The organism is Zoogloea dura, from assembly GCF_012927165.1.
GTDB lineage: Bacteria > Pseudomonadota > Gammaproteobacteria > Burkholderiales > Rhodocyclaceae > Zoogloea > Zoogloea dura.
Genome location: NZ_JABBGA010000049.1, coordinates 1 through 13,639 on the forward strand (window position 1 = coordinate 1; position 13,639 = coordinate 13,639).

Genomic DNA, 13,639 nt, shown 5'->3' on the forward strand with positions numbered 1-13,639 from the left:
GCCCCGCCCTGCTCCGCCACCTCGTTGCTCGAACCCGCAAGCTCCTTCGCCTGCCGCGCGTTGTCCGCGTTCTGCTTCACCGTCGCGTTGAGCTGCTCCATCGAGCTCGCCGTCTCTTCCAGGCTGCTCGCCTGCTCTTCCGTGCGCGACGACAGGTCCGCGTTCCCCGCCGAAATCTCCTGCGCCGCCACGTTGATCGACTCCGACGCCTCCTTGATCTGACCCACCACCTCCCGCAGACGCTCCACCGTCGTGTTCGTGTCGTCCTTCAACTGACCGAACGTCCCGCCGTAGTCCGCTGTGATCTTCTCCGTCAGGTCGCCCCGCGCTATCGCGTTCAGAACACGGGCGATGTCTTCAAGATTGGTCGCGACGATTCCCATCAGCTTGTTCATACCTTCGGCCAGGACCGCAAAGAACCCGCTCTTGCCATCCATGTTCAGGCGCTGCGCAAAGTCACCCGACAGAGCAGACTGGAGAAGCGCACGGAGCTCGTCCTCTGCCTGGACCTCGCTGGTCCGGTCCATCCACTCGACGACCGACCCCAGGCGCTGCCCCTTTTCATTGAGCACGGGCGTTGCAATCAGTGAGAAGGTACGCCCTCCCACCTTGACCAAAGCCTTGTGCTCGCCCTTGAGATTGCCCAGCAGGTTCCGCTGATGTGCCGGATTCTTGTGGAAACTGTCGAAATTACGACCGACCAGGCCCTCGACGCGAAATTCGGGCAAGTCCTTGCGGATATCCGCTTCGGCGGCGCCCATCATCGCCAGCACGGCCTCATTGCAATAGACGATACGACCATCATTGTCGGCCAGCATGATGTTGGTGGAGGCACGGTCGAGCGCATTCCGGATGCGCTGATTCGCCGCCGCGGTCTCGTGCTCGGCCGTGAGGCGGGCCAGCAGACTCGCCTGCATCTCATTGAGCGACTCCGCGATCTCACCAAACGCATCACGGGAGGACACACGGACCGGCTCATCAAGCCGCCCCTCGCTCATGCGGTGCAGACCGGCCTGGATCTCGCCGATCCCGCCGAGCATGGTGCGCCGGAAGCCCAGGAAGAGATACCCGGCCAGCAGCAGGGACACCACGATCACCCCGATGGCGGTCGCCCTGACCTGCTCCAGCTTGGCCAGCCGGGCCTTCAGGTGGGCATCGAACTCTGCTGCTGCAACATCCAGAAGCGCATAAGTCGCATCCACCGCACGGGAGGCGGCCTCGAACACCTGGCTGGGAGGAACATTGATCTCGCTGCCACGCAGGAGGCTGTCCTCCACCAGACCGGCCAGTGCGCCGACCTCGGCATCGAACTTCTGCCTGGGCGCATCCAGCATCCCGCGCAGGCTTGCATTCTCGCTCCCGGCCTTGGTGGCCGACACATCGACAGCCGTGCGCCCCTCTGCCATCCGGTTGAGGAGGACGTGCATGGTCACCCGTTCGGCTTCAGTGCTCTGACGACGGGCCGCCAGCCCCGATCCAAGGGCGCGGAGCTGCCCGGCATCCTCGGTGAGGACCGGCAGGCGCGCCACGAACAGGTCCATCAGGTAATAGGTTTCCAGTTCGGGGTCGAGGGTTGCATTCGTCTTGTCGGCGACGCTGGTGATGTACTCCTGGATCCTTGCAATGTAGTCGCTGTGTAGACGCAGGCTGTCGGCAGCACTCAGGGTCACCGCCCTGGCCTGCACATCGGCCCATCCCTGACGGATGGCAGCCCAGGTGGCGGCGGTTCCAAGGCTTTCGCCCTGCTCCCGATTCACCGCGTCCCCCGCCTTCAGGGCCTTGTCCACCGTGGCCCTGAACTCATCGAAGCGGGCAGCAAAAGCCGCATTGCCACCGATGACGTTCTGGGCGACCCCCCGGTGCCCCTGGACGGCGTGCATCAACTCCCGGGCCGGTGCGCTGAGGGGCACGGTAAGGGTTTCCTTGCGGCTGAAGGCGATGTCGCCCTGGACTCTTTCCAGCAGCATTGCAGCCAGCACCACCACCGGCACCATGGCGATCGTGCCCAGCAGGAACAGTTTTCCCTGCACGGAAAGACGGTTCATGACGCGAGCCGCGGGTGAGAAAAAGGCGCTCATCACAATTCCCCTCTATTCACTGTGCGGCTTCGTCCACCAAGGCCATCTCACTGGACAACATCAAGCGTTCAATATCGACAACAATCAACATGCGTTCGCCCAAGGCCCCAAGCCCCATGATGTATGCCGTATCCACCGACGATGCGAAATCCGGCGCGGGCCGGATCTGCTCGGGCTTCAGGGAGATCACGTCAGACACGGCGTCGACCACCATGCCAACCACGCGGCCACCAATGTTGAGAATGATCACCACGGTGAACGGGGTATATTCGGCCGCGCCCACGGCAAATTTGATACGCAGATCCACGATGGGAACAATCGTGCCGCGCAGATTGATCACCCCCTTGATGAAGCTCGGGGCATTCGCGATGGTCGTGACGGCGTCATAACCCCGAATCTCCTGCACCTTGAGGATATCAATCGCGTATTCCTCGGCACCAAGGGTAAAAGTCAGGAGTTCCTGGGCGAAGCCGGACTCTTCCGATTCCTGACCGGTGGCGGCCTGGGCAGACTGCAGCATGACAACGCTCCTCGTTGGGAATGAGTTCTTTACGGCGCCCGGCGCGCTTTCTGAAGGCGGGGGAGCACACTTCCTGACGAACGAAAAACAAAGAAAAAGCCGCCCGAAGGCGGCCTAAGTCCCACGAAGGGACGAGCGAATAAGGGTATTTCAGGCGGCAGCCGGCATCACGCGGCGCGCCATCCCGACGAGCATGGGGACATCGAGGATCAAGGCCACCCGACCGTCCCCCATGATGGTGGCGCCCGCCACGCCAGGCACGCGCCGATAGTTGGCCTCCAGGCTCTTGATGACAACCTGATGCTGGCCGATAAGTTGATCGATGAACAAGGCTGCACTCTGCCCATCCGCCTCGAGCACGACCATGATGCCCCTCGACCAGTCGGTGATGGCGCCCTGGATCCGGAAGACCTCATGCAGGCAGACGACCGGCAGGTACTCACCACGCACCTGGATCAGGCGCTCCACACCGGAGACGCTCTTCATCATGCCGCGCTCCGGCTGCATGGATTCCATCACATAGCCCAAGGGAATGATGTAGGTTTCCGGCCCTACCCCCACACTCATCCCATCGAGGATCGCGAGAGTCAGCGGCAGGCGGACAGTGATGCGGGTGCCGACACCGGACATGGAATCGAGCTCGATACGCCCGCCCATGGCCGAGATGTTCTTCTTGACCACATCCATGCCCACGCCGCGCCCCGACACCTCGGTCACCTGGTCGGCCGTCGAGAAGCCCGGCTCCATGATCAGTTGCCAGACATCCTGATCGCTCATCGTGTCACTGACCGCCATTCCACGCTCACGGGCCTTGGAAAGAATGCGGGCGCGATTCAAGCCGGCGCCGTCATCACCCACTTCGATGACGATATTGCCGCTTTGATGGTAGGCACTGAGCGTGATCGTCCCCGTCTCGGACTTGCCGGCGGCCCGCCTCTTCTCGGGGGTCTCGAGCCCGTGATCCAGGCTGTTGCGCACCAAGTGGGTCAGCGGATCGGTGATGCGTTCGACCAGGCTCTTGTCCATCTCGGTGGTTTCGCCGATGGTCTTCAATTCGACGTGCTTGCCGAGCTTCTGGGAGAGATCCCGCACCACCCGCGGGAAGCGGCTGAACACCACGGAGATCGGCATCATGCGGATCGACATGACCGACTCCTGCAGATCCCGGGTATTTCTCTCGAGCTGGGCCAGCCCATTGATCAGCCGCTCGAACAGCACGGGGTCCACGTTGCTGGCCGCCTGGGTCAGCATGGCCTGGGTGATCACCAGTTCGCCGACCAGATTGATCATCTGATCCACCTTCTCGACGCTGACCCGGATCGACCCCGAGTCCCCGGCACCTGCGGCTTTGGGCGCCGGCTTCCTGGGAGGCGGTGCGACCGGCTGAACGGCCGGCTCGACGTGCGCCACCACCGGAGCGGCCACCTGCGGGACCTCTGCCGGAGGCGCCACGATGGGCTCGAAGAAACCGTAGGCCGTCTCTTCCTGAACGACGACGGCGGGCACTGCCGGAGCCGCCTCGACTGCGGGAAGCTCGGTAAAGAACCCGTAGGGTTCGGCCGCCTGTTGCCGGGCAAGCAGGCTGGCAACTTCGCTCTCATCGAAGAAGCCGTAGGCCTCATCGGCGGCAACGGCAGCAGGAGCAATGGCCGGAAGCGGATCGAAAAACCCGTAGGCGTCATCACTGCTGCGCCATGCGTCGGTGGCGACCGCCACATCATCAAAGAGTCCGTAGGCCTCCTCGACGTCTGCCTTGCGGGCCAGGGGCTCGATCCGGAGGGAGGCCCCATCCACAACAAAGTCCAGAACGCCATGGATAGGCTCTTCGGCAATGTCCGAGAGAATCCGGAGATGACATTCAGGATGCTCTTCACGCGCCGCAGCCACGACCTCGACCAAGCCGAAGCCCTGCAGCTCGGTGACGAGATTGGCCAGCGAAGCCCGCCACCCATCGGAAGGCCCTGCCAGCACGAAGTGGAGATCGAACCCCGTCCCGGCCGGCGCATCTGCCAGCTCGGCAGAAGCCATGGCAGGAGGCGGCACCGGCGCGGGGGCACTGGCCGCTGGCGCATCAAGCGCTCGGCACAAGGCCTCGAGGCGATGACAGATGGCCTCTGCAGCCTCCCGGTCCGCGCTCTCCTCACCCTTGTGGGCCGCCAGCAGATTCTTGAGCACGTCCCCGGCCACCAGCGATGCGTCGACCATGTCGTCGGTCAGCGGCGCTTCGCCTTTGCGCACCCGGTCCAGCATGGTTTCCAGGATGTGGGTGACCTCCATCATGTCCTGGAAACCGAAGGTTCCACTGGACCCCTTGATGGAGTGAGCCGCCCGGAACAAGGCATTGACCTCCTCCGGGTCTGGCGCCCCTGGATCGATTGCCAGCAGCAGCGCCTCCATGCTCGCCAGGTGTTCTGCAGCCTCCTCGAAAAACACCTGGTAGAACTGGCTCATGTCAATGGCCATGCCTGTCTCCCCTGATGCGCAAACGCCCGCCCGGCCTTAGCCGATGACCTTTTTGACGACCTCGATCAGCTTCTGGGGATCAAAGGGCTTGACCAGCCAGCCGGTGGCTCCGGCCGCGCGCCCCTGGGACTTCATGGCGTCGGACGACTCAGTCGTCAGCATCAGGATGGGAACACTGCGGTAGGCCGGCATGGCCCTGAGAGACTTGATCAGGGACAGACCATCCATGCGGGGCATGTTCTGGTCGGTCAGCACCAGATTGCAGTTGCGGGCCTTGGCCTTGTCGAGGCCATCCATGCCATCCACAGCCTCCACCACCTCGTAGCCTGCGCTCTTCAGGGTGAAAGACACCATCTGCCGAATCGAGGCAGAATCATCAACGGTGAGTACGGTCTTGGCCATCGTCATAATCCTAAGGTTCTGAAACTAAAACAAATCGATCTCGCCGTGCGAGACTTCCTGCTGACGGACCGGAGTGACTCCGGTTTTTTCGTCAAGAACGGCCAGTTGCTGCCTGACAGCACCGACTGCACGCAGCAATCCGGCCGCGCCACCGCCAGCCGCTGCCTGCCGGATTCCCCCGGACAATTGAGCCAACTCGTCCATGAGCTGACTCAGACCATCAGCCCGCCGATCCACGTGGGCGATGAGCTGGGATACGAGATCCTGAAACTGTAATGCGGTTACCGCGCGGTTGACCTCAAGGTCCATTGCCCGTGCATGCTCACCGAGATGGACAATGGCACTACCCCGCTGCTGATTCAGCCCTTCCATGGAGTGCAGCACCTGCTCCACCTGCTGCTTGGATTCCAGGGCAAAGTTCATGTCGGTTGAGGCCAGCTTGGCGATCGCGTCCTCGGTGCCCTTGACCCCCTCACGCATGCCCTTCATGACTTGGGCAATCTGCTGACTGAACTGACTGGTACGGGTGGACAGATCACGCACCTCGTCCGCCACCACTGCAAACCCACGCCCGGCCTCACCCGCCCGGGCCGCTTCGATGGCGGCGTTGAGTGCCAGCAGGTTGGTCTGTTTGGCGATCCCGGCAATCTCACCAAGGATGGCCTCCACCTCCCCCGCCCTGCGCGAGATGCGATCAGTCAGCTCGACCAGCTCCATCCCGAGCTTGCTGTTCATAATCACGCTATCCACAACGCGCTGCATGACGCTCGAGGTATTTGCCACGAACTCGTCGAAGCCCATCCCGTCCTGGCGCGGGTCATCATCCTGGGCCAGGCTCACCGCAATGGACTGCTGGGCATTGGTCGCGGCCAGGATGCCGTGAAAACTGCCCGTCAGGGTGGCGATCGCCCCGGACAGCATGGTCTGCACATGCTCGACCTCGGCGCGGATCGATTCGTGCTGCTTGCGGGCCTGCTCGGCCGAATCCCGCAACACCCCCTCGACAGCGTCCCAGGTTTCCAGCTCGGAGGTCACGACAGCAGCGGCCTCGGCACTTCCAGCCCCGCCGCCGATCCAGACGGTCAAAACCGCCCAGCCCAAGCTGACACCCGTCACGGCACTCGCCAGCGCGATGCGGCCTTCCAGGAAGAAGGCCGCACCCAGCCCCACCAGGACCGACAAACACAGGCCCAATACGATGATCTTCGAGCGGGAAGGCTTGCTCATGGTGAGTTCAGTTCCAAAACACAGGACAGCATATCGTCACAGGCACATTCATTCTTTAATGGTTTGGCGAGGCCAGACGTCCGCCAGCCTTGAGGCCAGCCCGCACATCCCCAGCCTCAAGCCCGGTCTCAGCACTCACATCCAGCTTCTTAGCATCCCCCCCCCGCAGCGCCGCCTCGGCCTGCTTGTTGAGCACCACGATGCTGATTCGCCGGTTGATGGGGAGGTTGGGGTTCGCCGGATCCAGCGGCTGCGTATCCGCAAGGCCCACAACCCGGACCATCTTGCCCTCGGCCAGCCCCCCCATCACCAGCTCGCGACGGGAGGCATTGGCGCGATTGGCGGAGAGCTCCCAATTGGAAAAGCCCCGCTCGCCGCCGGCATAGCGGGTCGCATCGGTATGCCCGGACAGGCTGACGTGGTTGTCCACGCCATTCAGAGTCGCCCCGATCGCACGCAGCAACTCCTGCGTATAGGGTTTGAGGCTCGCACTGGACGAATCGAACATGGGGCGGTTCTGCTCATCCACGATCTGGATGCGCAAACCCTCCGTCGTGATGTCCAGCAACAGCTGGTTCTTGAACGGACGCAGGCTGGGGCTCGCCTCTATGATGGCCTCGATCTGCCCCTTGAGGTCTTCCAGCTTGGCCCGCTCGCGCCGCTCCTCGGCCTTCTTGACTTCGGCGCCATCCTCACCGTCCGGCTTGGTGGCGCCCTTGGCGGCCTCCAGATTGATGGACTTGCGCCCTTCCACGTCGCCCCGTTTGACCTGCCCCACCGAACGGGTCAAGTCCTGCCCGCCACCGATGATCGGACTCGTGGCATCACCCGCGCCCGAGCCCCCGCTCATGGCCACCTTGAGGGGAGAGTTGAAGAAATCGGCAATGCCCTGCAGATCCCCCTGCGCGGTGGAACCAAGCAGCCACATGAGGAGGAAGAAGGCCATCATCGCGGTCACGAAGTCGGCATAGGCGATTTTCCAGGCGCCGCCATGGGCCCCGCCACCACCCTTCTTGATCTTCTTGACGACGATTGGCTGCTGGGTGTCGTCACTCATGACAGGCGCTCCACTCCCGAGCCCCGTTGATCAGCGTGTTCATCACGAGCCTCACTTCCGGCTCTTGATCGCTTCTTCCAGCTCGGCAAAACTCGGCCGATCCGTAGAGAACAGCACCTTTCGACCAAACTCTACAGCCACCTGGGGCGCATATCCGTTCATGCTGGCCAGCAACACGGCCTTCATGCACTGATAGATCTTCCCGCCCTCCTCGACCTTTTGTTCGAGCTGACCCGCCACAGGGGCAACAAAGCCATAGGAAATCAGGATACCCAGGAAGGTACCCACGAGAGCGCCCCCGATCATCTTGCCCAGGACCGCCGGAGGCTGCCCCACCGAGCCCATCACGTTCACCACCCCCATCACCGCCACAACGATACCGAAGGCTGGTACGGCATCACCCACCTTGGCGACCACGTGGGCGGGCGTGTGCGCTTCCTGATGGTGTGTTTCCATCTCCACATCCATCAGGTTCTCGATCTCAAAGGCGTTGAGGTTGCCACCAACCATCATGCGCAGGTAATCGCAGAGGAAGTCCACCGCGTGATGGTCTGCCGCAAACGCCGGATACTTGGACAGTATCGGGCTCCCCTCCGGATTCTCGATATCCCCTTCGATGGACATCAGACCTTCCTTGCGAACCTTCGCGAGGATCTCGTAAAGCATGCACAGCACGTCTACGTAGAAGGCCTTGTTATAGGGAGACCCCTTGAAAATGGTGGGCAGCGCCGCAATCGTCCCCTTGATGGCCTTAGGGCCGTTGCCTGCCACGAAGCCACCAATGGTGAGACCCACGATGGCAATGTACTCCGTAGGCACCCACAGGGCAGCCAGGCTGCCGTGAACAGCATAAGTCCCCAGCGATGCCGCAAGGATGATGACGTAGCCGATGATCAGAAACATCGCCGAAACCTCAGTGTGCGGATGCGCCCCAAAGACGCCTCATACCCCGCGTTATTCTTCATGATGCCTATCGGCCCTGCCTGCAAAAACTTGAGCACCCGAAACCCCTCGCGCGCGGTCGGAGCACAAAAAAAAACCGCCGATATCAGACCGGCGGCATAACCTCTTGAGTTGAAAGAGGAGGGTCAGGGAGGGGCTGCCTCCAGGTTCACCTGAGCCCGGCGTGTCTTACCGGCCCGGGATGGAACATGGCACAAGCCGCATACGTATTCGTGGGTGGGATCAAAGGCGTGAGCGACAAACTCGCCTCCGCAACATGTACATCGCGCCGACTGAAGAAGCTTCGCATCGAAGAACCGGATCAAGGTCCAGGCGCGGGTAAGACTGAGGACCTGCTCCATCTCGAAAGACTGGATATGCTCGTTGTACAGGCGATACGCCTGGACAATGGCATCCAGATCATTGAGCTTGGCATGCGCCCTGACGAACCGGTAAAGCGCCATGAACAAGGAGGCGTGGATATTCGGCTGCCACGACATGAACCAGTCAGTGGAGAACGGCAGCATGCCTTTTGGCGGAGAGACACCTTTGACTTCTTTATAGAGCTTCAGGAGCCTCTCCCGGCTCAAGGACGTCTCGGCCTCCAGCATCTGCATCCGCGCGCCGAGTTCGATCAACTCCACCGCTTTCTGGATGTCGTGGGCTTCCTGCAGGACGCTCTTGTTGCGCATGGACGCCTCCAGGCCTCCCGGAGTCAGGCCAGGCTCTCGACTGGACGCCCCGCCGCCAGGATCGCCGCATGCAGATGCGCCGCACCGCGCTCCCGGCCATGCGAAGACAGCAGATCCACGAGCATCGTGTCATTGAAGCGGAACTGGCACAGCAGCATGTTTGAACTGGCCATCCGGAGAACCTGGGCAGAGCTGAGCCCTTCCAGAACCTGGGCTACATCCTCGCCAATGCCCAGGCGGAAAATAGCTGCCGCACGGTCCTCTCTCAGCAGTTGCTGGGCGAGCATCAGGTAGGCCAGGTTGAGTTCCCTGATTTCATCGTGCATATCACTGGCGCGCATCTTTATCTCCTCGGATTTCCGCTTTTCTATGCGGCAAATTCTGCCGTCTAGCGGCAAAGTTCTCCATCCGAGGGCTTCGGATTCTGACGTAAGACGAATCGCGCAAATAATTGTAAGAAAATAGCTTACACAACAGCCCATTTTGACCGTTCTTATGGAGGAACTACGGGCCCCGGACGCGATGCCTGAGCGGTCATAACGCAGTTTCGCCCTTTACTCTTCGCCAGATAGAGCGCCTGATCGGCCCGTTTGATGAGGGAGTCCGGCTCCTTCATCACATTGTCCCGGGTCGCCACGCCGATGCTCACGGATGAACTCAAAAGGCGCCCCTCAAGAAGCAGTGGAGCGTTTTCCACAGCAAACCGCACTCTCTCGGCGCAGGCCAAGGCCGCGTCCAGCCCGGTATCCGGGCAAATCACCAGGAACTCGTCCCCACCTGTCCTGGCCACCACATCCTGAGCCCGCAAAGCGCCCTTCACAGCCCCCGCAACCTGCTTGAGCACCGCGTCACCGATATCATGCCCATGGCTATCGTTGTACATCTTGAACATATCGACATCAATCACCATCGCGGACAACGGCCGACGGTTACGCGATGAAACCTGCCACTCCTGTTGAACCCGCTCGATTGCATAGCGCCGGTTGGGAAAGCCGGTGAGCGCATCCGTCAGCGCCACTTCCTGAAGCCGACGATTGGAAACCGCGAGTTCTGCCGCGAAGCGGCGGATCTCCTCCCGGTCCCGATCCAGTTCCTGCTGCAACCGGATGACCCGCTGCCCTGCGCGCAGACGCGCGGCCAGCACGCGCGGATTGATCGGCTTGCTCATGAAATCATCGACGCCGTTCTCAAATGCCTCGATAAGGCGTTCATCCGCCTCCAGGCTGGTCATGATCAGGATGTAGACGCCGCGGCCGATCTTCGTCTGGCGCAAAGCGCGGGTCAGTTCTATTCCGGAGATACCCGGCATGATCCAGTCCACGATCATGAGATGGGGCTGAAACTCCAGCGCCATCTCCATCCCCGAACGACCGTCCGGCGCTTCTATGACCTGATGCCCCACCGCCTCCAGAATCTTGCGGACAAAAGCCCGCATGGAGGCATCATCATCGACGATCAGGACACGCATTGCCCTGGACGACGCAGAGTCTGCATCAAAGGCCCCGATTTCATCCCCCACCGGAAGCGGCGCACCTGCCGCCGCATCCTCCTTCACCGGCGGAGCTTCGGCCTTCAAGCCTGCTGCCAGCTCTTCCCCCTTGGTCGCCAACTCCTCGAACGACGGAACCACTCGCGTCTCCAGTTCAAGCAGACTGCCCCAAGCCTGCCATTCCTGAACCACCCCATCGCATACTTCATTGACGGTCGCCCGATCGAAGCCGACCTCTGCGCCAATCGCGAAAAGCCTTGCCATCAGATTGGGACGCTCCCTCTCCTCAGCCAGGCACACATCCGCAACGTAAGCAGCCATACCAAGCGAGCGGGTAATCACATACTCTCGAGATCCCTCGGAGTAACCCGCCTCCTCCGGCGCCTCCGCAAAGTAGGCCGGCTCATGGAACACTCGCGGCAACCCCCAATCCGCCAACATTGCAGCCCCAAGCTCCCGGTGATTCAGCGCGAAGGCCTGCTGCTCGAGGGTGACAAGGGAAATATCCCTAAACTCGAGCGTCCGCTTCAGCACCTTGTCGTACTCAACGGAGTACAAGGTGGCCAGCGCAAGCTCTCCAACGCGAGCGAGCAGCCCAAGGCAAAAGACCTCCTCGGCTGCAGCAACCCGCGTTCGCTGAGTGATGGCCTGCATCGCCAGCCCCTGCACAAGGCACCCGGTCCAGAAACGATCGTAGTCGAATGCCTTGCAACTACCCTCGCGATAGCTGGACAGCAGAGAAAACCCCAGGGCCAGGGTCCGCACCGCCGGCAAACCCAAAACGAGCAAGGCCTCCTGCACCGATGCGATGGCCCGGCGGTTGTAGCCGACCAGCCCGTTCGCTGCCTTGATGAGACGCCCGACAAAGGCTGGATCCGTCTTGATGACCCTGGCCAGTTCTCCGATTGCACTGCTCTCATCCTGAATGAGCCGGATGATCGCCAGCGCAACCCCTTTTGGAGAAGGAAGATCTCCCGAAGCCTTCAGGTGCTCGAACTTCGCAATATTGATTGGCAGGGCCATAGTAGATCCATCGACACAGGTACAGCCAGACGCCGCACTCCCGCCATTATCGGACATTCGTTCAACGGGCTTGAGGAAAAGTCCTGACGCCGGACTGCAGCCACCGGCTGGCTTGATTTAGAATTGAAGGCTCGCAAAAACTCCGGCTCGCCATGAACTTCTGCTCCCATTGCGGCGCCCCCGTCAGCCTGAAGATCCCGGCTGGCGACAGCCTGCCCCGCCACGTCTGCGAACAGTGCGGAACAATTCACTACCAGAACCCCAAGGTGGTGGTCGGAGCACTCGCTGAGTGGGAAGACAAGATCCTGCTGTGCCGCCGCGCCATTGAGCCGCGCTACGGCTTCTGGACCCTGCCGGCAGGCTTCATGGAGAACAACGAGACCTGCGGCGAAGCCGCCCTCAGGGAGACGCGTGAAGAAGCCGGGGCGCGAATCGAGCTCGGCTCCATGTTCACTTTCATCGACCTCCCCCACATCAGCCAGATCCATATCATTTATCGGGCACGCCTCCTTGATCTCGAGTTCAGCCCCGGGGAAGAGTCGCTGGACGCCATTTTGCTGGGAGAGGCCGACATTCCCTGGGATGACATCGCATTTCGATCCATCGACTACACACTGAAGTGCTTCTTCGAAGATCGCCGCAAAGGAGAATTCGAACTGCATAGCACCAGTTTCGCCATTCCCAGCCCCGGCACCTACCGCTAACGCCCCGCCCCGCCAGCCCCCTCAGGGACACGGCCCGCCTCAAACAGCACGGACAGACGGAATGAACCGTGGGCAGCAGGCAAAGGAATGCTCTTCAGCCCTTCCTGCATCGCATCAAGCGCCGCCTCATCCAGCGCACGCCGGCCGCTCGAGGCAAGGATCGAGATGAGCGGCATTGAGCGACCCGCTTCCGGCAAGCGGACCTCGAGTTCGACAATCCCTCCTTGCGCCCTTTCCTGCAATTGCGCTGGATAACTCTGAATCCGCAGGACCTCCCTGGCCAGTGCGAAGCGATAGGCATCCAGCGCGGCAGCCCCGGATTGCCTCTCAGCCGATACGGCAGGAGCTTGTTGAAGTTCTGGATCAGATGCCTGGATCACCACATCATTGTCGCGAGAAGAACCTACAGCCCTGGAGGAGTTCGAAGGGGTAACCACTTTCTCGCCTGCGGCCGCCCTCCTCATCTTCCGACCATCAATCCCGGCGCCCCCCTTCACCGTCCCCGCCTGCAGGCCCTCCTCGACCGAAAACGCCCCAGGCAACGGATCCAGTCGCGGAACCGGCACCACCAAGGTAACGTTCAGAGCACTGACACCTGACGCAGGCAAGTGCCTGACGGCACCCGGCCAGAGAAGCGCCACATGCCCAAGAATCGACATCAAGACAATACCAAGCCAGGCACGCGGTCGCATAGCGTCTCCCCGGAATATCCCAATCAGATTATCCACGGAAACATCGGGCGTAGACGCAATAAACCCCCTGAACGTATTCGTTCAGGGGGTTTTTGTTGGTGAGTCTGACGATGACCTACTTTCACGCACGCGTGTGCACTATCATTGGCGCGGTCCCGTTTCACTGTCCTGTTCGGGATGGGAAGGAGTGGTTCCAAGACGCTATGGTCGTCAGACTGTAACTTGTCCGGTGCTGGCTGTGGCCTGCACCGCAAACTGGAAGAAGTGTTTTGTGTGTTCTTTGGGGTGTGTGACTGTATTTTCTTGCGAGCGTTTCTATTGATGCAAGGTTATAGGATCAAGCCTCACGG

General features: G+C 61.4%; 12 protein-coding genes and 1 rRNA gene. 1 reads left to right on the top strand and 12 read right to left on the bottom strand.

Annotated features, from left to right (window positions below):
* The 10 genes from HHL15_RS26975 to HHL15_RS25430 form a co-directional block, all read right to left on the bottom strand.
* On the bottom strand, positions 1-2,045 hold a 2,045-nt coding region (locus HHL15_RS26975; RefSeq protein ID WP_169148577.1), incomplete at its 3' end, for a HAMP domain-containing protein.
* Positions 2,046-2,094: 49 nt separating this feature from the next.
* Entirely contained in the window at positions 2,095-2,598 is a 504-nt protein-coding gene (locus HHL15_RS25390; protein WP_169148578.1) for a chemotaxis protein CheW, read from the bottom strand.
* Between the two features lie 150 nt (positions 2,599-2,748).
* Positions 2,749-5,061, bottom strand: a complete 2,313-nt coding sequence (locus HHL15_RS25395; protein WP_169148579.1) for a chemotaxis protein CheW — start codon at positions 5,059-5,061, stop codon at positions 2,749-2,751.
* 36 nt (positions 5,062-5,097) lie between these two features.
* Positions 5,098-5,463 (bottom strand): response regulator, encoded by a 366-nt coding sequence (locus HHL15_RS25400; RefSeq protein WP_169148580.1) that lies wholly within the window; start codon positions 5,461-5,463, stop codon positions 5,098-5,100.
* 24 nt (positions 5,464-5,487) lie between these two features.
* A complete protein-coding gene (locus HHL15_RS26980) occupies positions 5,488-6,690 on the bottom strand; it encodes a methyl-accepting chemotaxis protein (RefSeq protein ID WP_169148581.1) in 1,203 nt (400 codons plus the stop codon).
* A gap of 55 nt (positions 6,691-6,745) precedes the next feature.
* The gene (motB, locus tag HHL15_RS25410; RefSeq protein ID WP_169148582.1) at positions 6,746-7,747 is read right to left on the bottom strand and encodes a flagellar motor protein MotB; all 1,002 of its coding nucleotides are present in this window, start codon (positions 7,745-7,747) and stop codon (positions 6,746-6,748) included.
* Between the two features lie 51 nt (positions 7,748-7,798).
* Positions 7,799-8,650 (bottom strand): flagellar motor stator protein MotA, encoded by an 852-nt coding sequence (gene motA, locus HHL15_RS25415; protein WP_169148583.1) that lies wholly within the window; start codon positions 8,648-8,650, stop codon positions 7,799-7,801.
* A 185-nt stretch (positions 8,651-8,835) separates the two neighbouring features.
* Positions 8,836-9,381 (bottom strand): flagellar transcriptional regulator FlhC, encoded by a 546-nt coding sequence (gene flhC, locus HHL15_RS25420; protein ID WP_169148584.1) that lies wholly within the window; start codon positions 9,379-9,381, stop codon positions 8,836-8,838.
* A gap of 23 nt (positions 9,382-9,404) precedes the next feature.
* Positions 9,405-9,722, bottom strand: a complete 318-nt coding sequence (gene flhD, locus HHL15_RS25425; RefSeq protein WP_169148585.1) for a flagellar transcriptional regulator FlhD — start codon at positions 9,720-9,722, stop codon at positions 9,405-9,407.
* Between the two features lie 152 nt (positions 9,723-9,874).
* Positions 9,875-11,893 carry a diguanylate cyclase gene (locus HHL15_RS25430; protein ID WP_169148586.1) on the bottom strand — a complete coding sequence of 673 codons (2,019 nt, stop codon included), beginning with the start codon at positions 11,891-11,893 and terminating at the stop codon, positions 9,875-9,877.
* A gap of 152 nt (positions 11,894-12,045) precedes the next feature.
* Between HHL15_RS25430 and HHL15_RS25435 the strand changes: the two genes are divergently transcribed.
* The gene (locus HHL15_RS25435) at positions 12,046-12,597 is read left to right on the top strand and encodes an NUDIX hydrolase (RefSeq protein ID WP_169148587.1); all 552 of its coding nucleotides are present in this window, start codon (positions 12,046-12,048) and stop codon (positions 12,595-12,597) included.
* Here the strand turns inward: HHL15_RS25435 and HHL15_RS25440 are convergent.
* The gene (locus HHL15_RS25440) at positions 12,594-13,289 is read right to left on the bottom strand and encodes a TonB family protein (RefSeq protein ID WP_169148588.1); all 696 of its coding nucleotides are present in this window, start codon (positions 13,287-13,289) and stop codon (positions 12,594-12,596) included. The two genes, HHL15_RS25435 and HHL15_RS25440, sit on opposite strands and share 4 nt — an antisense overlap.
* A gap of 102 nt (positions 13,290-13,391) precedes the next feature.
* Positions 13,392-13,504: ribosomal RNA gene (gene rrf, locus HHL15_RS25445) — 5S ribosomal RNA — on the bottom strand.
* Positions 13,505-13,639: the final 135 nt, after the last annotated feature.

What these genes read in the sequence shown, in the direction of transcription:
- HHL15_RS25395 (WP_169148579.1), bottom strand. Translation starts at nt 5,061, where the DNA reads ATGGCCATTGACATGAGCCAGTTCTACCAGGTGTTTTTCGAGGAGGCT.
- HHL15_RS25435 (WP_169148587.1), top strand. Translation starts at nt 12,046, where the DNA reads ATGAACTTCTGCTCCCATTGCGGCGCCCCCGTCAGCCTGAAGATCCCG.
- HHL15_RS25390 (WP_169148578.1), bottom strand. Translation starts at nt 2,598, where the DNA reads ATGCTGCAGTCTGCCCAGGCCGCCACCGGTCAGGAATCGGAAGAGTCC.
- flhD (WP_169148585.1), bottom strand. Translation starts at nt 9,722, where the DNA reads ATGCGCGCCAGTGATATGCACGATGAAATCAGGGAACTCAACCTGGCC.
- HHL15_RS25430 (WP_169148586.1), bottom strand. Translation starts at nt 11,893, where the DNA reads ATGGCCCTGCCAATCAATATTGCGAAGTTCGAGCACCTGAAGGCTTCG.
- motA (WP_169148583.1), bottom strand. Translation starts at nt 8,650, where the DNA reads ATGTTTCTGATCATCGGCTACGTCATCATCCTTGCGGCATCGCTGGGG.
- HHL15_RS25400 (WP_169148580.1), bottom strand. Translation starts at nt 5,463, where the DNA reads ATGGCCAAGACCGTACTCACCGTTGATGATTCTGCCTCGATTCGGCAG.
- HHL15_RS26980 (WP_169148581.1), bottom strand. Translation starts at nt 6,690, where the DNA reads ATGAGCAAGCCTTCCCGCTCGAAGATCATCGTATTGGGCCTGTGTTTG.
- flhC (WP_169148584.1), bottom strand. Translation starts at nt 9,381, where the DNA reads ATGCGCAACAAGAGCGTCCTGCAGGAAGCCCACGACATCCAGAAAGCG.
- motB (WP_169148582.1), bottom strand. Translation starts at nt 7,747, where the DNA reads ATGAGTGACGACACCCAGCAGCCAATCGTCGTCAAGAAGATCAAGAAG.
- HHL15_RS25440 (WP_169148588.1), bottom strand. Translation starts at nt 13,289, where the DNA reads ATGCGACCGCGTGCCTGGCTTGGTATTGTCTTGATGTCGATTCTTGGG.